General features: G+C 45.4%; 12 protein-coding genes, 12 tRNA genes and 1 riboswitch. Of the genes, 10 read left to right on the top strand and 14 right to left on the bottom strand.

Annotation, left to right across the window (positions count from 1 at the left end; genetic code table 11):
• The first annotated feature begins 3 nt into the window (after positions 1-3).
• Positions 4-200: riboswitch (Lysine riboswitch) on the top strand.
• Positions 201-279: 79 nt separating this feature from the next.
• The gene (locus tag M0413_RS18280) at positions 280-1,848 is read left to right on the top strand and encodes a Na+/H+ antiporter NhaC family protein (protein ID WP_249555157.1); all 1,569 of its coding nucleotides are present in this window, start codon (positions 280-282) and stop codon (positions 1,846-1,848) included.
• 92 nt (positions 1,849-1,940) lie between these two features.
• Here the strand turns inward: M0413_RS18280 and M0413_RS18275 are convergent, their stop codons facing one another.
• Positions 1,941-4,091, bottom strand: coding sequence for a M3 family metallopeptidase (locus M0413_RS18275; RefSeq protein ID WP_047537187.1), 2,151 nt, complete (start codon positions 4,089-4,091; stop codon positions 1,941-1,943).
• Positions 4,092-4,262: 171 nt separating this feature from the next.
• Positions 4,263-6,377 carry a multiheme c-type cytochrome gene (locus M0413_RS18270; protein ID WP_099458397.1) on the bottom strand — a complete coding sequence of 705 codons (2,115 nt, stop codon included), beginning with the start codon at positions 6,375-6,377 and terminating at the stop codon, positions 4,263-4,265.
• Positions 6,378-6,915: 538 nt separating this feature from the next.
• On the opposite strand from M0413_RS18270, the gene M0413_RS18265 reads away from it, so the two are divergent.
• Together M0413_RS18265 and M0413_RS18260 are read left to right on the top strand one after the other, a co-directional pair.
• Complete coding sequence (locus M0413_RS18265; protein ID WP_099458396.1) at positions 6,916-7,494, top strand: thymidine kinase; 579 nt, start codon at positions 6,916-6,918, stop codon at positions 7,492-7,494.
• 283 nt (positions 7,495-7,777) lie between these two features.
• Entirely contained in the window at positions 7,778-10,849 is a 3,072-nt protein-coding gene (locus M0413_RS18260) for a transglycosylase domain-containing protein (protein ID WP_099458395.1), read from the top strand.
• Positions 10,850-10,974: 125 nt separating this feature from the next.
• Here M0413_RS18260 and M0413_RS18255 read toward each other — a convergent pair whose 3' ends face one another.
• The 12 genes from M0413_RS18255 to M0413_RS18200 form a co-directional block, all read right to left on the bottom strand.
• Positions 10,975-12,354, bottom strand: a complete 1,380-nt coding sequence (locus M0413_RS18255; protein ID WP_037420542.1) for a sigma-54-dependent transcriptional regulator — start codon at positions 12,352-12,354, stop codon at positions 10,975-10,977.
• The gene (locus M0413_RS18250; protein WP_249555155.1) at positions 12,351-14,162 is read right to left on the bottom strand and encodes a sensor histidine kinase; all 1,812 of its coding nucleotides are present in this window, start codon (positions 14,160-14,162) and stop codon (positions 12,351-12,353) included. Before M0413_RS18250 ends, M0413_RS18255 begins: the two co-directional genes overlap by 4 nt.
• Positions 14,163-14,261: 99 nt before the next feature.
• Positions 14,262-15,659, bottom strand: a complete 1,398-nt coding sequence (locus M0413_RS18245) for a TRAP transporter large permease (RefSeq protein WP_037420547.1) — start codon at positions 15,657-15,659, stop codon at positions 14,262-14,264.
• Positions 15,659-16,303: a TRAP transporter small permease gene (locus tag M0413_RS18240; protein WP_037420550.1), complete on the bottom strand. Its 645-nt coding sequence runs from the start codon at positions 16,301-16,303 to the stop codon at positions 15,659-15,661. The genes M0413_RS18245 and M0413_RS18240 overlap by 1 nt, the downstream gene beginning before the upstream one ends.
• Positions 16,304-16,368: 65 nt before the next feature.
• Positions 16,369-17,388, bottom strand: coding sequence for a TRAP transporter substrate-binding protein (locus tag M0413_RS18235; RefSeq protein WP_037420553.1), 1,020 nt, complete (start codon positions 17,386-17,388; stop codon positions 16,369-16,371).
• Between the two features lie 393 nt (positions 17,389-17,781).
• Positions 17,782-18,012, bottom strand: coding sequence for a hypothetical protein (locus M0413_RS18230; RefSeq protein ID WP_011073026.1), 231 nt, complete (start codon positions 18,010-18,012; stop codon positions 17,782-17,784).
• Between the two features lie 150 nt (positions 18,013-18,162).
• A tRNA-Val gene (locus tag M0413_RS18225) sits at positions 18,163-18,238 on the bottom strand.
• A 25-nt stretch (positions 18,239-18,263) separates the two neighbouring features.
• A tRNA-Val gene (locus M0413_RS18220) sits at positions 18,264-18,339 on the bottom strand.
• 25 nt (positions 18,340-18,364) lie between these two features.
• Positions 18,365-18,440, bottom strand: a tRNA-Val gene (locus M0413_RS18215).
• Between the two features lie 40 nt (positions 18,441-18,480).
• A tRNA-Val gene (locus tag M0413_RS18210) sits at positions 18,481-18,556 on the bottom strand.
• A gap of 27 nt (positions 18,557-18,583) precedes the next feature.
• Positions 18,584-18,659, bottom strand: a tRNA-Val gene (locus M0413_RS18205).
• Positions 18,660-18,707: 48 nt separating this feature from the next.
• Positions 18,708-18,783 (bottom strand) — tRNA-Val (locus M0413_RS18200).
• A gap of 514 nt (positions 18,784-19,297) precedes the next feature.
• Here M0413_RS18200 and gltX point away from each other — a divergent pair.
• The 7 genes from gltX to M0413_RS18165 all read left to right on the top strand — a co-directional run bounded on the left by gltX (position 19,298) and on the right by M0413_RS18165 (position 21,669).
• Positions 19,298-20,707 carry a glutamate--tRNA ligase gene (gene gltX, locus M0413_RS18195; RefSeq protein WP_037431714.1) on the top strand — a complete coding sequence of 470 codons (1,410 nt, stop codon included), beginning with the start codon at positions 19,298-19,300 and terminating at the stop codon, positions 20,705-20,707.
• Positions 20,708-20,811: 104 nt separating this feature from the next.
• Positions 20,812-20,887, top strand: a tRNA-Ala gene (locus M0413_RS18190).
• A gap of 59 nt (positions 20,888-20,946) precedes the next feature.
• Positions 20,947-21,022, top strand: a tRNA-Glu gene (locus M0413_RS18185).
• Between the two features lie 107 nt (positions 21,023-21,129).
• Positions 21,130-21,205: transfer RNA gene (locus tag M0413_RS18180), tRNA-Ala, on the top strand.
• 63 nt (positions 21,206-21,268) lie between these two features.
• Positions 21,269-21,344: transfer RNA gene (locus M0413_RS18175), tRNA-Glu, on the top strand.
• Between the two features lie 98 nt (positions 21,345-21,442).
• Positions 21,443-21,518, top strand: a tRNA-Glu gene (locus M0413_RS18170).
• Positions 21,519-21,596: 78 nt separating this feature from the next.
• Positions 21,597-21,669, top strand: a tRNA-Glu gene (locus M0413_RS18165).

Here is a 21,669-nt window from a genome sequence, read left to right as displayed (position 1 = left end):
GTTCTTAGAAGTAGAGGCGCACCAAATATCAGTAGTGATCAGTAGGGTGATTCCGTTGATCGTTCACGAAAGGATTTGGTGCCGAAGTGGTTTGATTTATCACGATCAACTGCTGGGGTTGTGCCGAATAGGTACAACACTGCCATAGTATTTTCTGATACGGATATTAGGAATAGTTACTATGGAGCGCTACTGATAGGACAGGTGATCTTGGGTATCTATTGCCTTTTCCCACCAGTTCAGTCGCCCTCCATTCGTATTTTGACGAAGAAATAATCAATGACTGTAGTAAGTTACGCCGATTCGGCACTTTCTCTGCTGCCGCCTGTGGTCGCAATTGTGTTGGCGATTTTCACTCGCCGTGTTCTCCTTTCCCTCGGTTTAGGTATTGTGATTGGGGTGTTATTACTCAATCAATTTTCACCTGTTGCCAGCGGTGAGTTTTTATTTAACAGTGTAAAAGGACTGTTTTGGTCAGAAGATGGCGTAAATTCTTGGAATTTATACATTCTCGGCTTTTTAATTGTATTAGGGATGATCACGGCATTAATTACCGTCAGTGGTAGTGCTAGGGCATTTGCCGATTGGGCGCGCCTGCATATTCGCAATAAACGCGATGCCAAATTACTGACCATGTTTTTAGGCTGTGTTGTCTTTATTGACGATTATTTCAATAGCTTAGTCGTTGGTTCCGTCGCAAGGCCCGTCACCGACCGTTATTATATTTCCCGCGCTAAGTTAGCCTATTTATTAGATTCAACGGCGGCACCGGTTTGTGTTATTTCGCCGGTATCCAGTTGGGGTGCTTATATTATTGCGCTGATCGGCGGCATATTAACCGCCCACGGTTTTGCCGACTCTGGTCATTTGAGTGTGTTTATTCAAATGATCCCTATGAATTTTTACGCTATTTTCTCTTTATTATTATTACTTTGTGTTGCATTTATGGGCTTAGATATTGGCCCTATGCGTGAGCATGAATTAAATGCGCAGCGCGGTAATTTATATGATGAGAATAAAGGATTTCCGCCTGGAGCGAATGCCGATTTACCCGAAGCCGAAACGGGTAAAATCCTCGGTTTATTCTTACCTATTACCGTGCTGGTATTTGCGACCCTGTATTTTATGATCGACAGTGGTGCCCAGGTATTAGCGAAAGAAGGTATTGAATTTAATATTATTTCAGCTTTTGAAAAAACCGATGTGAGTTCATCACTGTTCTTTGGTGCCCTGATTGGTTTAGCAGTTGCGCTGGTACTTAACCTAGTGCAAGGCGTTGAAAAATCAATGGTATTAAAAGGCGTAGTGCAGGGCGCTCGCTCTATGTTGCCTGCGATTTACATCTTGTTATTTGCTTGGACCATTGCAGGTGTGATCGGCCAGCTTGAAACCGGTAAGTTTATGGCTAGCCTAGCCACTGGGAATATTCCCTTTGCTTTCTTACCTGCATTAATGTTTGTGTTAGCGGGCCTGACAGCATTCTCTACAGGAACCAGTTGGGGTACGTTCGGGATTATGCTGCCGATAGCTGCGGATATGGCGATGGGAAGTCACACAGCCATGATGTTACCTATGCTGGCTTCGGTATTAGCGGGGGCGGTATTTGGTGATCATTGTTCACCGATTTCTGATACCACTATTTTGTCGTCGACGGGGGCCAGTTGCCATCATATCGACCACGTAGTGACGCAGCTTCCCTACGCCGTAATCGTTGCGCTGATCAGCATGTTCGGCTACGTAGTGCTTGGCTTTACTGAATCGGTCAATGCGGGATTAGTGACTTGTAGCATATTGTTTGTATTGACGATTTTTGGTTTGCACATTAAATCCAAAAGTACGGCTTTATAAGTCCGTGATTTAACTTCGCTCTTATATTGAGAATGTAAAACAAATCAGCCAGCAACTATGCTGGCTGATTTTTATCTACTCAGTATCTAAAATTACTGAGTCTGATTGAGTCCACGGCGGTTGAGTAAACCTTCAGTGGTAGGCTCTTGGCCGCGGAAGTTTTTATAAGCTTCCATTGGCGCAATACTGTTGCCCACTTCGCGAATGGTCTTACGATATTTCATGCCGATCTCACGATTTAGGCCGCCTTGGGTTTGCACATAGGCAAAGGCGTCAGCCGCTAAAATTTCACTCCACATATACGCGTAGTAACTTGCAGAGTAACCACCCGGGAAGGCGTGGGCAAAGTAAGTTGACTTATAACGTGGCGGTACAGCGGTGATATTTAAGCCGTGCTTTTTCAGCGCATTAGCCTCAAAGGTCGCTACATCTTGCAATGGTGCATCAGGGCTTAATGAGTGCCATTCCATATCCACTAGCGCCGCAGCCATATACTCTAACGTATCGAAGCCTTGGTTAAAGCTGCCGGATTTTAACAGTTTTTGCAGTAACTCATCAGGGATAGGCTTGCCTGTTTCGTAGTGCTTGGCGTAGTTGGCTAACACTTTAGGGTGGGCCGCCCAATCTTCTTCGAAAGTCGATGGAAATTCCACAAAGTCACGGGATACCGAAGTCCCAGAAAGACTTGGGTAAGTCACTTTGGAGAACATACCGTGGGTACCGTGGCCCATTTCGTGGAACATGGTGGTGACTTCGTTGTAGCTGACGAAGGTCGGTTGGCCTTCAGGCGCCTTTTTAATGTTCATCACGTTAACTACGACAGGCTTAGTACCTTCGAGGAAGGATTGCCCTACAAACGAGCTCATCCATGCGCCACCGCGTTTGCCTTCACGGGCAAAGTAATCAGCATAGAAAATCGCCATGCTTGAGCCATCGGCATCAAACATTTCATAGGCTTTCACATCTGGGTGGTATACAGGCAAATCTGGACGTGGTTTTAACGTCACGCCATACAACTCTTTAAGCGTATAGAACACGCCGTCTTCTAGGACGCGGTTAAATTCGAAGTAGGGGCGAATGCTATTGGCATCAAGAGCGTATTTTTCTTGGCGGACTTTCTCTGCGTAAAACTCCCAGTCCCATGGTGCGAGCTCAAACTTGCCACCGGTCTTGTTGATCATCGCTTGGATATCGGCCGCTTCTTTCTCTGTGTTGGCGACTACGGCTGGCACCATAGAGCCAAACATGCTGTAAACCGCTTCTGGCGTTTTTGCCATTTGCGGTGCAAGGCGATAGCTAGCCCAGTTCTCATAACCTAAGAGAGCGGCGCGCTCGGCACGTAATTGGGCTAAGCGAGACACTAAAGATGCGGTTTCGTTTTCACCCGTTAAGCCACGGTTTGCCGAGGCTTCCCAAATGCGCTGGCGCAGTTCACGGTTCTCTAAAGAGGCGAGTATTGGCTGGCGAGTAGTGTTGGTGATATTGATTAAGTACTTACCTTCATGGCCTGCTGCCTTGGCATCATTTGCTGCCGAGGTGATTTCGCTGTCACTTAGGCCAGCCAGTTGTTCTTTGCTATCGACAACAATAGCGATTTCTTTGGTTAAGCGTAGTAAACGTTGAGAGAACTCGTTGGTCAGCGTCGATTGCTCTTCATTTAAGGCACGGATCTTCACTTTTTGCTCATCGGTCAGTTTAGCACCAGCCATGATAAAGCGCTGATGGTACACCTCGACCAAACGAACCGCTTCAGGCGTTAAACCTAAGTTATTGCGGTCGTTATAAATGGCTTCAATACGAGCGAATAACGCAGGATTAAGGTTGATGTTATCCGAGTGAGCAGCCATTTTGGGGGCCATTTCACCTTGGATTTTACGCAGGGCTGGATTGCTGTTCGAACCTGCGAGGTTGTAAAACACGCTCGATGCACGGTTGAGCAGGGCGCCGCTTTTTTCCATGGCGACAATTGTGTTATCAAAGGTCGGCGCAGCAGGATTGTTAGCAATCGCTAAAATTTCTTGATACTGCTCTTTAATACCTTGTTCTAAAGCGGGCTGAAAATGCTCGTCTTTAATAACACTAAAATCAGGTGCTTGATATTGCAGTGTACTGGCTTGGAATAAGGGGTTTTGGGTTTGTACTGCGGTGACATTTGCAGCTTTTGTATCTTGAGTGCTACAGCCAGCTAGTGCTCCGGTCATCAGTGTGGCGCCAATGGCGATGGCAATAAAACTTTTACGCATAGTTGAGTGATTTCCTTAGAATTGTAGTTTTTGTGACTCTAGCGTTACTAACTTAAATAGGACTGAAAACCTATGGGATGAAGTTGTAAGTAAAAGTAAACAAAAAAAGCGCCCCAAGGTTACGGGGCGCTTTGAACTATTTTCTTGCAGGGAAAATAGCGGGACGATTAACTATTTACGGGTGAAGTTGTGGTATTTGTCGATACCTGAGCTGCTACCTGTGTTATGGCAAACAGCACATGCTTCTCCTGTTGGTTGTTTGAACCAATCACCTACTGCAGGAACGCTGATCTCGCCACCATTGCTAGCCATGTGAGCTTTGACTGCATCGCCTGTGTGGCAAGCATAGCAGTTAGCGGTGACAGGGCTGGTCATTTTGTTACCAGGTTCAAGGATGTATTGGTTTGGTATTTTGTTTAAATCAATAGCGGTTTCGTGACAGGCAACACAGCTTGTGACTGGGTTGATTGCACCTGCACCGTTAGCGGTTTTCGCTTGAGTGCCATCGGCCTTCATCTCACCGACATTCGCACCGTTGCCCCAGTGCCAGCTGTGCACCATTGGACCAAAACCAGCACCCAGAGTGGCCGAAGTCCGTGCCATACCGTTATCATGGCAAGCTACGCAAGCCTTACCGCCTTCGTCAAATGCGCCATTTTTGTGGAATGCGGTGGCATCATTGTGACAAGTAGTACAGCTGTTATCACTGACTACGGTGCGACGTTCAAAGGCGGATACTTTGGTTGCAGTCGCAGGATCGACTACATCAGAGTATGCGGTGAACGAGACCCCCATTGAGCCGTCATAGCCATTGGCTCTGAGGCTGCCATTGCTTTGATAGCGTTGGTTACCGTCGTACTCCATCCAACCTGCGGTGCTGAAGGTCACACGTGCAGAGTAGACATAGTTGGCGTTTACAGGGCTGATATCGGTCAGCAGATGACAGATATTTTTAGTACCATCAGCATTGTAGCCATAGTAATAGTTAGTACGGTTACCTGGGCGACCGACTAAGCTATTTTTTTCGTAGGAATGCAGATAAGCACCTGCGTAAACAATCGGTTTCTTAGCATCAAATACCAGCGGATTTGAGTAGTTGAAGTTATCTTTAATGCTAAAGATATTACCGTCAGTATCTTTTACTGTCAGAGTGGTACACCAGCCTGGTGCGGTAACGGCAGAAGCTGCACCAGTTGGCGCATAATGATCTGTTTTTGTTGAAATATCATCAACTTTAACAGGGGGAGATAATTCAAGTTTATACTTAGCACGTAATGCTTGGCGCTCAGTAATACCTGTTTTACCTTCATGCATCGGACGGACATCGGCACCATTACTTGGCACAATCGCGCCTGGTACACCACCAGTATTGTGACAGTCAATACAGCCTGGGCCTGAAACACTAATATTGGTTGGAGCTTCAACGTGGCAAGAACTACAGTTCATCACGCTGAAATCTTTAGTAAATTTCTGGTGATTAATGTGGCCAATCTTAGACAGTGTGTTGGTTGCATAACCGCCGATAGAGAAACCTTCGGCATTTTTTGCTGCAAAGCTAACTGAGCCGTGACAGACTAAACAGCCTTCAACGAAGGTGACTTCGCTGTCCATACCGGTTGCTACATAACTAGCGTGACGACGTGGGCTTGTTGAATAGTCTACGTGACAGGAATAGCAACTATCGGTCGTGGTTGAATGAGTTCCCTCTGGCTTGTTCACCACCAGCGGTGCTGAGCGAGCAATGCCAGTTTCAGCATTACCGCCGACTCTGAGCCATACAATACCTTCGGTACCAGCGTTAACACCTTTCATTGGGGCTTTAAAGCTATAGTGACCATCGCCTAATGAAGTGAGCAAAGCGCCCTCAGTTGCTTGAGTCGCAGCGCCACCGATATTGACGTTATCTTTGACAGGATTGCCACTTGCGTCGGTTTTGTCGGCTTCATTTCTATTATTGATAAAGCCTTTATCGGTTAATGCTGCAACTTTGGCTTCAGCATTTTTCAGTCCATTGATTAAGTTGCCATTTTCGTCAGTGATCTTAAATTCATAGGTGATATTGCCTTCACCAAAGCTATAGTTCAGTACTTTTACATTGGTGACTGTTGAACTCGTGACTGGTGGTGGAACCCAAGGTTCACCCGGTGTTCCCGGTGTGCCAGGTGTCCCCGGAGTGCCTGGCGCGCCATCTACACCATCTTTACCATCACTGCCGCAACCTACGAGAACACCGGTAAGTGCTAAGGCGACAACGTATGCCAGTTTTTTAGAGGTGAATATTCTCATCATAATCTCCATTAATCCAATACGCATTTAAAGGCACGGATTGCAGCACTAACGTTTGCAGGGGAGATTAGTGCTTTGAACCGCTGATTTCATTTGCAAGCATCGAATACTTTTATTTTTTAAATTGAGTACTTTTGGTCTCGGATGAAATATTACTGTTATTGATATGTTTGTTTTTTGAACCAAACCGCATTTAGGACTATAACTTTGGAGGTAGATCGCATTTCTAAACTTTTGTTAATGTTATTTTTCTTAATTAAAACAATGTTTAAGGTTGAATTAAGGTTGTTGTAACAATTGCGCTTTTATGGCTTTATCTGTTTCCATATGTTGAGCGTTGAACAGAAATACGAACAATGATTTTCAAAGTTGATTGACCATGAAATCACTAAAATATCCATTCTAGATATTTAGATTGAGATTTCAGTATAAAAGCTGAGAAAGGCCTAGTGTGCTAGGGTCAAGCGCAATGCTAAACTAAGCAGAATAAACTCTGGTGACAGAGATATGATCAATCAGTTTGAAAAAGGGATTCATTTTGGCGCAATTGTACTTTTACTATTCAGCAATGAATGCGGGTAAATCTACCTCTTTATTACAATCTTCCTATAACTACCGTGAGCGCGGTATGAATACGTTAGTGATGACGGCTTCTATCGATGATCGATACGGTAAGGGCAAAGTAGCTTCGCGGATTGGTATTGAGACTGAGGCGCAGGTTTTTAGCAGTGATGACAACTTGATTGAAATGATTACCGCTGCCCATCAAGTGAATCATCTGAGTTGTGTGTTGGTAGACGAATGCCAGTTTTTAACTAAAGAACAAGTCAAACAACTTACATATATTGTTGATAATATAGATATCCCTGTATTGTGCTATGGGTTGAGGACTGACTTTCAAGGTGAGCTTTTTAGTGGTAGCCATTATTTATTAGCTTGGGCAGATAAATTAATTGAGCTAAAAACCATTTGTCACTGTGGTCGCAAAGCGAATATGGTGGTGCGGCTAGATGGTGAAGGAAAAGTCATGCGCGAAGGTGAGCAGGTCGCAATTGGCGGTAATGAAAGTTACGAATCGGTATGCCGTAAACATTTTCGTGAGTTTATTTGGGATTAACCTAAGCTCGGTTAGCACTTAACCAAAATATAAGAATTTTTGTGCTAACCACTTTGAGGCTTGCTGCCAAGTCATTAAAATATGGTGAGATATAACACATATAATCCATCATCCAAGAGCAGTTAGATCTTGTTCGAGCAAGGTAATAAGAATGTATCGCGGCGATACACTCAGATAAGCATAAGTGTGAGTTTTGCCGTTGTACTTCATGTTGATGCATTAAGCATAAGTTGGGAAAAATCCCACGTAGAAAGGATGTGTTAAGTGATTTTTTGGAGCCGTTTTGCCTAATTCTACGCAAGAAATGCAATTTGAAAACTATCGTCCTCGTCCGCCACAACCCGAGCCTAAGGCAAAGCGTGAGCGTAAGCCTAGATCTAAAGGGCGTGCTTGGTTTCTATTATTTATTCTGGTTTTTTGTTTAGCGATTTTGATTGGTCAGGAGGTCAAAACCTCTTATTACCAGTCTAAGTATATTCACCAATACGCTAAAACTCTGACCTATGAGCTGAAAAACGAGCCTACTCAGTCGATTATCTATCCAAGTTATGGCCCCTTCGATGAGCGTCATGGCTACAGTAAGTTGCCACAATATATTGATCGCTTATTGCAACGTAATTTCCAAGTGACACAGCAGGTTGAGTTTTCTCCTGCGTTGCAGGAATACGCCCAGATAGGATTTTTCCCGCCTTACCATGAGAAAGCACAATCGGGTTTGACTTTGCTTGACTGTCGCAATACCGATCTCTACGAGTTCACTTATCCAAAACGTGTGTATCAGGATGACGATAAAATCCCGAATGAAATCGTCAATACTTTGCTGTTTATTGAAAACCGCGAGTTGTGGACCACAGAGCCAAAACTAAATCCGGTGATTGATTGGCCACGTTTTATTGTGGCGGGGATGAGCCAAATCGCTGAAATGGTGGGGATGAATGTCTCAACAGCGGGTGGCAGTACCTTGGCGACGCAAATTGAAAAGTTCCGCCATTCCTCCCAAGGGTTAACTTTAAGCATTAAGGATAAGTTGCTGCAAATAGGCTCAGCAACAGTGCGAGTGTACCAACAGGGAGAAATCACTGAACCTGCCCGTAAACGTATCATCCAAGATTACTTAAACACAGTGCCTTTATCCTCAGCCCCTAACCATGGTGAAGTGCATGGCATAGGTGACGGCCTATGGGCTTGGTTTGGTACTGATTTCGATACAGCAAACCAGCTGTTGTCTTCCCCCCAAATTAAAGCTAATACAGCCAAACGTGGCCAAGTGTTTCGCCAGGTGGTGGCACTGATGATTGCTCAGCGTCGTCCTTCCTATTACCTATTACAGGGACATGAAGATTTAGAGAATCTAGTTGATAGCCATATCCGTTTACTCGGCCAATATTATCTGATTGACCGTAAACTCAGGGATGCCGCACTAGGACAAAAATTACAGTTTAAAGTCGCTAAACCTCAGCGTAATACCCAATCGGGCGCAGACAAGGGCGTTAACACTATCCGTATTCGTACAGCGGGTATGTTGAATGTCGGGTTATATGATTTGGACCGACTCGATTTAACCGTGAATAGTAGTCTACACAGTGAGTTACAACAGCAAGTAAGTAACTACTTACGCAGCCTTGGGCAAACTTCAACGGCTGAAAAAGTCGGACTTTTAGGTGAGCGTTTACTCGAACCTAGCCAACTGCAAAACGTACTCTACAGTTTTACGCTGTATGAAAAAACCGCCACGGCCAATCGTGTACGGGTACAAACAGACAGTACTGACCAACCTTTCGATATTAACGAAGGTAGTAAGTTGGAGCTTGGGTCGACGGCAAAGCTAAGGGTGCTCGCGACTTACCTTGAGATCATTGCTGAAATTCACGATAAGTATTCGAAAAAGCACGGCATTGAGTTGGAGTCGATTGTGATTGAACCTCGCGATCATCTCACGCGCTGGGCGATTGACTATTTGATTGTCAATCCCGATAGGCGCCTTGATCGTATGCTCGATGCTGCGCTGCAACGGGAATATTCCGCCTCGCCTAATGAGCAGTTCTTCACTGGCGGTGGTTTGCATGTATTTAATAACTTTAAGAAAACGGAAGATCTTAAGATTCCGACCATGTATCAAGCACTGCAAGACTCGATCAACTTGCCCTTCGTGCGTTTAATGCGTGACATTGTCAACTACAGCAGCAGTATGCAAAACGAAGGCAATATGGCGCGTTTGCTGCGCAATGATAAGGATCCGCGCCGAGAGGAATATCTGCGGGTATTTGCTGATCGTGAAGGCAATACCTTCGTGACTAAGTTCTACCGTAAATATAAGAAAGTGGTACCCAATGAGCGTTTAGAACTGTTTTTCGATGGTCAAACCCAAGCTGAACAACAACTCACTGCGGCTTATCGTTATTTGCAGCCTAATGAGTCTATCGCCGCCTTTAAGGCCTTTTTACAGCAGCGGCTACCACAAAATAGTTACACCGATAAGCGCATCAAAGAGCTATATAACAAGTACGGCCCCGAAAAATATAACCTCCCAGATCAAGGCTATATCGCGCGGGTGCATCCGCTTGAACTCTGGGTACTCGATTATTTGAATCAACATCCTGAAGCTAACCTCAACGATGTGAAAGAGGCCAGTAAAGATGAGCGTCAGGAAGTCTATCGCTGGCTGTTTAGAACTCGGCACAAAAACGCGCGGGATGTGCGTGTACAAGTAATGCTGGAGGTCGAAGCTTTCCTTGATATTCATCAGCGTTGGGCGCGTTTAGGCTATCCCTTTGAATCTATGGTGCCTTCTTTAGGTTCGGCGCTCGGTAGCTCGGGCGACAGACCTGCTGCTTTAGCGGAATTAATGGGGATTATTCAAAACGATGGTTATCGTTTACCGACGGTACGGATTAATCAATTGCACTTTGCTGAAGGTACGCCCTATGAAGTACGGCTCGAAAACCAAAATACCCAAGGCGAACGAGTGATGCGTCATGAAGTCGCCCAGGCGTTAAAGGCGGCGTTGGCAAATGTCGTTCAAAACGGTACTGCACGACGTCTTAAGGGTATCTTTACCGATGATAACGGCGAGATGCTGGCCATTGGCGGTAAAACGGGTACGGGCGACAACCGTATTGTGACCCAGATGCAGCAGGGCCGAAAAGTCGCTACCACGGCGATGAACCGTACTGCGACTTTTGTGTTTTACTTAGGTGATAACTACTTCGGCACCTTAACTGCCTTTGTGCCGGGCAGTAAGTCCGATGATTTTAGTTTTACCTCGGCGCTGCCATTACAAGTGATGAAAGGGATGATGCCTATTCTTGCGCCTTATGTGAAATCATCAAAAGGCATGTGCGTGCGGGATGAGTAATGACTCACTTTTGCAATATGTGTTTTTGAAACATAAGCATTGTAATGCGAGTTTGCAGTTCCTTAGATAAAGTAAACCCCGCAGCCGTGAACCGGTTTGCGGGGTTTTTATTGGCACCGACAGGCTTATTCGTCGGCGTTAATATATTGCTTGCGGTCTAAATCGTACTTACGCATCTTGTCGTACAAGGTTTTGCGGGGCAGTTCGAGTTGTTCCATGGTTTGCTTAATACTGCCCTTGTTATGACTTAAGGCCTCTTCAATCAAGACTCGCTCAAAAAACTCAACCCGTTGCAGTAAGGACATACTGGTATGCAGACTCGGTGCATTACCTAAGCTGCCAGCGAAGGCGGCTTCACCACCGAGTAACACATAACGCTCAGCGAGGTTTCTAAGTTCGCGCACATTACCCGGCCAATCGTGGGAGGTAAGGATGGCATTTTGCTCGGCATTGAGGGCAATCAAGGCCTTGTGATAGCGCGCTGATGCCATACGAGCAAAATGTAAGAACAATAAAGGGATATCTTCGCGGCGATCCCTGAGTGGTGGAATTGGCACAGTCACCAGATTCAAGCGATAGAGCAAGTCTTGGCGGAATTCCCCAGTGTCACATAGGGACTTTAAATCCACTTTAGTGGCGGCAATCACCCGAATGTCCAAATGGATGCTTTTATTGGAGCCTAGGCGTTCGACCTTGCGATCTTCGAGCACCCGCAGCAGTTTGACTTGTAACGACAGCGGTGTACTTTCGATTTCATCTAAAAAGAGTGTGCCACCATTAGCGTACTCAAACTTACCTATCCGTAGCTTATCGACGCCGGTAAACGCGCCGGCTTCGGCACCAAAGAGTTCGCTCTCAATTAAATTTTCAGGAATAGCGCCGCAGTTAATAGCGACAAAGTTGGCCTGATTGCGACTACTGTGGTCATGCAGATAGCGGGCGACCAATTCTTTACCCGTGCCAGTTTCACCTTCGATAAGCACATCTGCGGGGGTGTCGATAACTTGGTCGATAATATGGCGCATACGCAAAATGCCGACGCTGTGGCCTAATATTCTTGGCCCTGGCACGTTATGGCTTTCTAACTCTTTCTTTAACTTGCGGTTTTCGAGGGTGAGGCTGCGTTTATCCAAGGCACGTTTCACCACATCTAACATATGCTCGTTGTTAAAGGGTTTTTCGAGAAAATCGTAGGCACCTTGCTTTAACGCATTGACTGCCATAGCGATATCGCCAAAGCCAGTGAGCAGTACGACGGGTAAATCGGGATCCTGCTGGCGAATTTGCTGCATTAGGCTGATGCCATCGAGTTGCGGCATATTCACATCTGAAATCACCACACCTGTCCAGTCTCTATCAAGGAGTTTAGCAATGCCTTTAGGATCGGTGGTGGCAAAGGCTTTGATGCCTTCAAGCTCAAACAGTTGTACCAGGACTGTGCCAATATGGGGCTCATCGTCGATGATCAGTACGCTATAGTCTTGAATTGAATTGGGAAGACTCATGATGACTGGCGTTCCTCAGCTAAATAAATCGGTAAAATAATGTGGAAAATTGCGCCGCCGTCCTCGGCATTGGCAACATTAATCTGCCCCTGCATAGACTCAATAATGCGCTGGGAAATGGATAAACCTAGGCCAAGTCCTGTACGCTCGCTAGTGGTAAAATAAGGCTCAAAAATTTTCTCCATTTGGCTTTCGCGTACTCCAGGGCCAGAATCTTGAATACTGATACAGAACTTATCTTGGCAGTTTACCCTAATACTCAGTGTGCGTTTTGGAGATTGCTGCATAGCGACTACCGCATTGCTGATAATATTGACAAACACTTGCTGCAAGCGCACTTTGTCGCCCCAAACCTGATATTGGCCTTCAGGTAGCAATACATCGAGTTCAACCCCTTGTTTGTCGATTTCGGGCTGCACTATGGTCAGAGCTTGTTTTATACAGCCCTTAAGATCGGTGGCACTATCCGCACCTTTGCTCTTACGGGTAAAGCTTTTAAATTGCCCAACAATATCGGCTAAGCGGTCGGTCAGCTCAATAATAATTTTCAGGTTATCCAGTGCCTTATCTTGCATATTGCGGGTAAGGAAAGTTTGAGTATTTTGCGCGTAGCTGCGAAGGGCCGCTAAGGGCTGATTAAGCTCATGATTGATACTGGCGGATAAACTACCAATCACGGTCAGCTTAGCGGCTTGGATCAGTTCATCTTGGGTATCTTTTAGACGATCATTTGCCTGCTGCAGATCTTGGGTACGCTCCTCGACCCGTTGCTCTAACAAACTTTGTGCTAATTGCATACGCTGCAAGTTACGGCGTCGCTCACTGCTAAAGAGTAAACCTAAGGCAAGCAGCAAGTAGATAGATGCCGATAGCAGCATCAGTGCGGGTAAAGAGTCATGTAGCGGTTTTAATGGTGCAAGAATATGTACTCGCCAACCCGCTTTAGTCATCAAATGGTGGGTATCCATATATTGCGCTTGATTATTGCCTTGGCGGATTTGGTAGATATGGCCGCTGCTGAGGCTATTTTCTTGATATTGCGGTTTTATTAATAGTTCACCTATCGGGCGTTCAGCGTAACGCTTTGAGGCATTTAAGGCATATTGTTTGGCCTGAGTCAGTGGTGTGAGTGAGGTTAAGCGCCATTCATCCACACTTGAAATAAACACGATATCGTCGGGATCGCTGATTAAAAATTGGTATTGGCCAGCCATTGCAATACTGGTGCTTTGCTGTTCAATATCGGCGATATCCACTTTCACAATAATGGCGCCCAGAATGCCTTTTCCGCCTTGCTGATAAATAGGATAAGAAAAGTAAAAACCGCGTTTATCCGAGCTAGTGCCCACCGCATAGTAGCGGCCTAAATTGCCCGAAATCGCATCGGTGTAATAGGGTCTGAAGGAGTAGTCTTTGCCGATAAATGAAAATGGCTGTTGCCAGTTGCTGGCTGCGACTGCAATGCCGAGGGCATCGATAAGATAAATATCAGACGCCTCTGTTACATGCTGAATTTCCTCTAAATACAGGTTGAGCTCTTGCACCTTCTTGGCATTTTGTTGATCGTTGAGCACATTGGCGAGCATGGGATTGGTTGAGAGTACATGAGGGATGCTTTCATAACGTGACAGGGCGCCATCTAAGAAGCTGACTAGCTCTTTGAGTTGTTTCTCAGATTGTTGTTGGATGTCTATTTTTCCCTGATAAAAATGCACCCAGTACGTTAATTTTAAGATGGCAAACAAACCCGCAAGTAGCACTATGGTCATGAATAGACGTTTTTTGGCTTTAGGCGTCATGGGCAACATAGCAGGCGATCCTGATCCACACTGAATAAAACAAAGCGAGCCTGAGTAGGCTCGCTTAAAAACTATCTAGAATCAAGGAATAATCTTTATTCCTGAAGATTAATATCCATTAAGCTTATCCAGTAATTCTGGCAAGAATAGCGAGATTTGTGGCACGTAGGTGATCAGCGCCAGGAAGGCCAACATCAGTGCTAACCATGGCAGTACGGATTGGATCACCCAACCAATGCTGCGGCCAGTGATCCCCGCAGTCACAAAAAGGTTAAGCCCAACAGGCGGCGTTAGCATACCAATCTCCATGTTGACCACCATAATGATGCCTAAGTGGATAGGATCAATACCGAGTTGAGTGGCAATCGGAAATAGAATTGGTGCCATAATTAACACGATCGCTGATGGCTCCATAAAGTTACCCGCCGCTAACAGCAGTAAGTTAACAATGATTAAGAAGCCCCAAGCGGGTAGCCCCATCCCCACAATATACTCGGCAATAATATGCGGGATACGTTCAGTGGTGAGCACGTGTGCAAACAACATGGCGTTGGCAATAATAAACAGCAGCATGATGCTGACCTTGGCACCATCACGCACCACATGGCGAATTTCTTTGTCGATTGGGGTTTTTATCAGCCCCAGCACCATATGACCTAAGTTACGAGCGATCGCGCTTGGGATGGCTTCATTAGGGTTACGCCATGCAACATTTTTCAATGGACCAATATCACGATATCCAAATACCGCAATAAGGTAAGCATACATACAGGCCACGGCAGAGGCTTCAGTTGGGCTGGCTACACCACCGTAGATTGAACCTAACACGATAAAGATCAGCGCCAGACCGCCTAAGGCTTTGGCACTGGAAATTCCCAGTTGCTTAAAGCCAGGGAAGGGACGTGATGGCAGATTCTTAAAACGGGCGACGATATAAATCACTATCATCAGTAGGAAACCCATCATTAAGCCTGGGATTAAACCCGCCATGAACATTTTAGCCGCAGAGACTTCTGTCGCCGCTGCATATACTAGCATCACGATTGAAGGTGGGATCAAAATCCCTAAAGTGCCAGAGGTGGTAATTACCCCTGAAGCAAATTTTTCGGGATAACCTGCTTTTACCATGCCAACGATAACAATTGAGCCAATCGCGGCTACTGTCGCTGGGGAAGAACCTGAAACCGCGGCAAATAACATACAGGCCATCACAGAGGCCATAGCTAAACCGCCACGGATATGGCCGATACTATCCATTGCAAAGTCGATGATCCGCCTTGCCACGCCACCTGTTGATAGGAAAGCCGAGGACAGAATAAAGAAAGGGATCGCCAGCAGGGTATAGTGCTCTGACGATGACTCATAAAGTTTTAATGCCACAGAGGCGAGGGAATCGTTGGAAAAGAATAAAATCGTCAGCATGCTCGAGAAACCTAACGCAATTGCGATAGGCATACCTAAAAACATACAGACGAGTAGGGCAGTAAAGAGGGTCGCAATGGCCATTACTTCGCTTCCTTATTGTCTGTTTCTTGTTGTGCGTGCTGAGCAGCTTCATCAATTAAATGCATGCTTTCTTTCGCTTCATCGGCAAATTGGAATCCAGAGACTTGGTTGCGCAGGATAGCGATAAACAGTTCTAAGAAACGCCAAGTCAACATGCTAAAACCAATCAATAGAATGCTTTGGGATAACCAAATTGGCACAGCGCCGTCTTCAATATCAATTTTTAATGTGTTCCAAGCAAAGTCAGGATCTAAGCTGTTTAACAAAAACTTAGGGAAATGAATATCTTCCATCGGAACGCCAATTTGGTACATCTGCGACAGATATTGCCAGCTACCTTTTAGAAATAGTCCGCAATAAGCCAAGCAAATCAATGCTGTCACTAGAGATGTGAGCTTTTTAGCTTTAGGTGGTAGATTTTTTACAAACGCATCAACACCGATGTGAGCGCCGACTTTCACCCCATAGGACATACCAAAGAGTACAAACCAACCACACAGGGTTAAGGTGAGTTCTTGGATCCATAAGAAACCGGTATTGAAGAAAAATCGTGCCACTACCTCTGTAAACACTAAGAGTGTCATTAAGGTGATCAAGAGATTGAGCACCCCTTCTTCAAAGTAACCAAAAATTCGCGATATCACAGCTGTACTCCCCTCGCTTAAATACCGCTTAACCTCAAAATGAGATTAAGCGGCTTATTTCATTATTATTTATTTGCAGCAACAGCGGCTTCAATCACATCTTTACCGACTTGGTCTTCAAACTTAGCCCATACTGGTTTCATCACATCAACCCATTGTTGACGTTCTGCTGGGGTTAAGGTCACCAATTGAGAACGTTTTGAATCAAGGATTAATTGCTTGTCTTCGTTATCTTTTTCTGCAGCGATCTTGTTACCTAAAGCGATAGATTCGTCTAATGCTTCTTTGATCACTTTACGTTTGTCCGCAGGTAAGCTTTTCCAAAAGGCATCAGAGGTCACGACCATGTAATCCAATACGCCATGGTTACTTTCTGTAATATGGCTTTGAACTTCATAGAATTTTTGTGAGTAAGTGTTAGACCAAGTGTTTTCTTGACCGTCGATTGCGCGGGTTTGTAGCAGGGTGAACACTTCTGAGAATGGTTTTTTCACTGGGATAGCGCCAACTGCATCAAACTGTGCGGCTAATACGTCAGATGCCATTACACGGAATTTTAAGCCTTTAGCATCAGAAGGTTGCTTGAGTGGTGCGTTAGCAGAAAACTGCTTCATACCATTGTGTAAATAGCCTAAACCCACAATCCCTTTGCGGCTCATTGAGTTGAGTAATGCTTGACCGGCTTCACCCTGTTGGAAACGGTTTACTGCATCCATGTCATTGAACAGGAAAGGCAAGTCGAAAACTTGTAAGCGTTTGGTGTAACGTTCAAATTTTGAGAGTGAAGGTGCTACAAATTGCACATCGTTTAGCAATAGTGCTGCTAACTCGTTGTTATCCCCAAATAACTGTGAGTTAGGAAATACACTGACCTTGTATTCACCCGGTAAACGTTGCTCAACGAGTTCTTTAAACTTCAGTGCCATTTGGCCTTTGGGCGTATTTTCTGCCACAACGTGCGAAAACTTAATTTCAATCGGTTCTGCAAATACGTTAAAGCTGGTTGCGAATACGGAGGCAACGGCGAGCATTTTGACTAAGGTTTTGAGTGGACGGGTCAATCCAGTTTGTTGATTCAATGTCATTTTGAGTTCCTTTTTCTGTTGTTAGGATTTGTCCTCAGCCTTGGTTAGTTTGTTACCAAGTGTGAGTAGGAATACAGCCTTGATTTCCCTGAGGTCTGTCTTAATAAAGGCAAATACCACGCCAACTTACGATGGATTCTGTAAGTGTTTGGTTAATAAAGTGTAGTTCATTTGACGTTTGTCACACTTTTAGTTTTGTGGGTGAGATCTCGCTCACGTTGATTTTGCCTATGGGTGGAAATCCACCCAAACTGCATTTTGTGAGATATGAGCTGAGGTTTTTAGCTTGATGATTAACTGAGCAAAATAAGTTGCTTTTAGATCAAAAGCTGTTTGAAAAATGACTGAGGAGCAGGGGATGGCTGAGATGACGAAGAGGAAGCAATGCGGGAGTCAGCCGTGATCTTCGCCTATTCTTTTTAAGATCTCATCACTTGGGAGTAACTCCAAGTGTCCACGTTCATCGAAATACCAGCCAGTAATAAACCCTTTTTGGCGCATACTCACAAGGTTTTGCATGACCTCACGGGCTTCTCTTAAGGCAGTTTGCTCGTCACAGGCATGAGTATGTTTAAGATAAGCGGCGATATTGGTGAGGGATGCGGATTGACTGACGCTAGCCATAGTGCTGATCTCCAAATAGCTCAAGACAATGGATCAGCGCGTTTTAGCCAAAATCAGGGTAAATGCTAGGTAATGGACTCAATTAACGTCATGCTGATTTAGAACAAGCATAGTTGAGATACTAAGGCGGTAAAGTTTTTGAGGTAAATATGGTGGTCGCTACTGGGATCGAACCAGTGACCCCCTCCTTGTAAGGGAGGTGCTCTCCCGGCTGAGCTAAGCGACCCGGGGTAAATCAGTAATGCAGAATATGGTGGTCGCTACTGGGATCGAACCAGTGACCCCCTCCTTGTAAGGGAGGTGCTCTCCCGGCTGAGCTAAGCGACCCGGGGTAAATCAGTAATGAAGAATATGGTGGTCGCTACTGGGATCGAACCAGTGACCCCCTCCTTGTAAGGGAGGTGCTCTCCCGGCTGAGCTAAGCGACCGGAATTCTTTCAATACAAATTTTTATGTCATTCACAAATATGGTGGTCGCTACTGGGATCGAACCAGTGACCCCCTCCTTGTAAGGGAGGTGCTCTCCCAGCTGAGCTAAGCGACCTGGGAATGACTACACAGTGAGGTTATATGGTGGTCGCTACTGGGATCGAACCAGTGACCCCCTCCTTGTAAGGGAGGTGCTCTCCCGGCTGAGCTAAGCGACCCGGGTATATAACAACATGTAAACCATGATTAAATTTGCATTTAACACATGGTGGTCGCTACTGGGATCGAACCAGTGACCCCCTCCTTGTAAGGGAGGTGCTCTCCCAGCTGAGCTAAGCGACCTCTGCTGTGTGGAGCCGTATTATAGGGAGGTTCGATCGGGTGTCAACGCTTTTTAATGAAAAAAGCATTGGTCGCGCTATTTTTGTTCGCATTGACTTAATGTTAATCATGCGCTCATTTAAAGTGTTACTTTATTGGGCAATTTAAGATTGAGTGATTTAAGCAAGCTTTGTATATCAGCCCATAGTGAATGTTACCGCGCAAATAACCACTATACTTTATCAGGTTTTCATTATCGACGAGACGATGGATTTTTAGGTCGGTTATAGGGCATGAGTTCAACAGCGTTGGTATACATTTATGATCCTGAGTCGAGGTGAGTGAGCGCGTTTAGTTTCTATTATGATTGGTCAGCTAGCGATATCTATATCGAATTAATACATCGACTTTTGTGTTATCTGTATTATCAGCGGATATGTTCCATTTGCAGCGCAGACTTAGGCTGCTAGAATAAGCCCACTTTTTATCGTGATTGTCTTTATCTAGACGACTTTATATAGGTTAGTGTCCCACTATGACAACTAAGACGCGTTTTGCCCCTAGCCCAACAGGCTTTTTGCATGTGGGCGGTGCCCGTACTGCACTTTATTCTTGGTTACAAGCCCGTGCCAATAACGGTGAGTTTGTTTTACGTATCGAAGATACGGATATTGAGCGTTCTACTCAGGCCGCTTGTGATGCCATTTTAGAGGGCATGAACTGGTTAGGTCTAACGTGGGATGAGGGCCCGTACTATCAAACTAAGCGTTTTGATCGTTATAACGAAATCATCGCGCAAATGTTAGAGCAGGGCACTGCCTATAAATGTTATTGCTCGCGTGAACGTATCGATGCCTTAAGAGAAGCACAAGCGGCAAATGGCGAAGCGCAAAAATACGATGGTTGCTGCCGTGACTTGCCGGCGCGTGATACTGATGAGCCTTTTGTTGTACGTTTTAAAAACCCTATCGGTGGTTCAGTCGTATTTGATGACCATGTTCGTGGCCGTATCGAATTCTCAAACGACGCGTTAGATGATCTGATCATTGCTCGTACCGATGGTGTACCTACCTATAACTTCTGTGTAGTGGTAGACGATTGGGATATGGGGATTACCTGTGTAGTGCGTGGTGAAGATCATATCAACAACACGCCACGCCAAATCAACATCCTTAAAGCATTGGGTGCACCTATTCCTGAATACGCCCACGTATCGATGATCTTAGGGGATGATGGTGCCAAGCTGTCTAAGCGCCATGGTGCGGTAAGCGTGATGCAATACCGTGATGATGGTTATCTGCCTGAAGCACTGCTTAACTATTTAGTACGTTTAGGTTGGTCACATGGCGACCAAGAAGTGTTCTCTTTAGAGGAAATGAAGCAGTACTTTAAGTTAGATGATATTAACAAAGCCCCTTCAGCTTTTAATACCGAAAAACTGGTTTGGTTAAACCAACACTATATTAAGACGCTTGATCCTGAATATGTGGCTTCCCACTTACAGTGGCATATGGACGATCAAAAGATTGATACCTCAAATGGTCCAGCTTTATCAGCTGTAGTGACTGCATTAGCTGAACGTGCCAAAACGTTAAAAGAGTTAGCTGCATCTAGCCGTTACTTCTATGAGGATTTTGCAGAGTTCGATGCCGAGCAGGCGAAAAAGCATTTACGTGGTGTGGCGCTTGAGCCATTACAATTAGTGCAACAAAAGCTAGCGGCATTACCGGAATGGACCGTTGAAGGTATCCACCAAGCGATTGAAGCCACCGCTGCGGAATTAGAAGTAGGTATGGGTAAAGTGGGGATGCCATTACGTGTCGCTGTGACCGGAGCTGGGCAGTCTCCAGGCTTAGATATCACCTTATTCTTAATAGGAAAGGCACGCTCTGAGCAAAGAATATCCAAAGCGATTGAATTTGTAGCAGATAGAATAAATTCCTAAAAAACGAGTTGACACATTTAGGTGCGCTGCATAGAATGCGCCTCGCAGTTGAGACACAGACGAGCAAATGCTTGTAGTGCACTTAAATGTGGTTTAATAAGTTTGGGGCTATAGCTCAGCTGGGAGAGCGCTTGCATGGCATGCAAGAGGTCGACGGTTCGATCCCGTCTAGCTCCACCAAACTTACCGCCGATATTAAGCGAGAGTTTTTAACGAAATTCAAATTAATATGTCCTTGTGTCCCCTTCGTCTAGAGGCCTAGGACACCGCCCTTTCACGGCGGTAACAGGGGTTCGAATCCCCTAGGGGATACCACTATGTTTTACGACATAGTGCTCCTACCAAATAGCTAACGAGTTGTCTGGTAAGAACAAATCTAAATTTCTGCGATATACTGAGTTTCAGTTTTGTCGAAAGAGTTTGGGGCTATAGCTCAGCTGGGAGAGCGCTTGCATGGCATGCAAGAGGTCGACGGTTCGATCCCGTCTAGCTCCACCAATTTCGCCATATTAAGCGAGAGCACTGTTAGTCATAATAGTTGTCAAATTAATATGTCCTTGTGTCCCCTTCGTCTAGAGGCCTAGGACACCGCCCTTTCACGGCGGTAACAGGGGTTCGAATCCCCTAGGGGATACCACTCTATCCCTAATAAGATAGAGTGCATCACAAATGACTAACGAGTTATTTGAGATAAATCGCAAGACCTCAGTTATGAGGGAAAACATAAGTCCTTGTGTCCCCTTCGTCTAGAGGCCTAGGACACCGCCCTTTCACGGCGGTAACAGGGGTTCGAATCCCCTAGGGGATACCACTTTCATCCCAAATAACTAGCGAGTTGTTTGAGATAAATAGCAAGACCTCAGTTATGAGGAAAAACATAAGTCCTTGTGTCCCCTTCGTCTAGAGGCCTAGGACACCGCCCTTTCACGGCGGTAACAGGGGTTCGAATCCCCTAGGGGATA

This window comes from Shewanella sp. 8A, assembly GCF_023475945.1.
In the GTDB taxonomy this organism is placed as follows: domain Bacteria; phylum Pseudomonadota; class Gammaproteobacteria; order Enterobacterales; family Shewanellaceae; genus Shewanella; species Shewanella xiamenensis.
The sequence above is the reverse complement of the archived record's forward strand: the minus strand, read 5'-3'. Positions and strand labels throughout refer to the sequence as shown.

Coding starts and splice junctions, on each gene's coding strand:
- M0413_RS18280 (WP_249555157.1), top strand. CDS start 280: ATGACTGTAGTAAGTTACGCCGATTCGGCACTTTCTCTGCTGCCGCCT.
- M0413_RS18275 (WP_047537187.1), bottom strand. CDS start 4,091: ATGCGTAAAAGTTTTATTGCCATCGCCATTGGCGCCACACTGATGACC.
- M0413_RS18270 (WP_099458397.1), bottom strand. CDS start 6,377: ATGAGAATATTCACCTCTAAAAAACTGGCATACGTTGTCGCCTTAGCA.
- M0413_RS18255 (WP_037420542.1), bottom strand. CDS start 12,354: ATGAGTCTTCCCAATTCAATTCAAGACTATAGCGTACTGATCATCGAC.
- M0413_RS18250 (WP_249555155.1), bottom strand. CDS start 14,162: ATGTTGCCCATGACGCCTAAAGCCAAAAAACGTCTATTCATGACCATA.
- M0413_RS18245 (WP_037420547.1), bottom strand. CDS start 15,659: ATGGCCATTGCGACCCTCTTTACTGCCCTACTCGTCTGTATGTTTTTA.
- M0413_RS18235 (WP_037420553.1), bottom strand. CDS start 17,388: ATGACATTGAATCAACAAACTGGATTGACCCGTCCACTCAAAACCTTA.
- M0413_RS18230 (WP_011073026.1), bottom strand. CDS start 18,012: ATGGCTAGCGTCAGTCAATCCGCATCCCTCACCAATATCGCCGCTTAT.
- gltX (WP_037431714.1), top strand. CDS start 19,298: ATGACAACTAAGACGCGTTTTGCCCCTAGCCCAACAGGCTTTTTGCAT.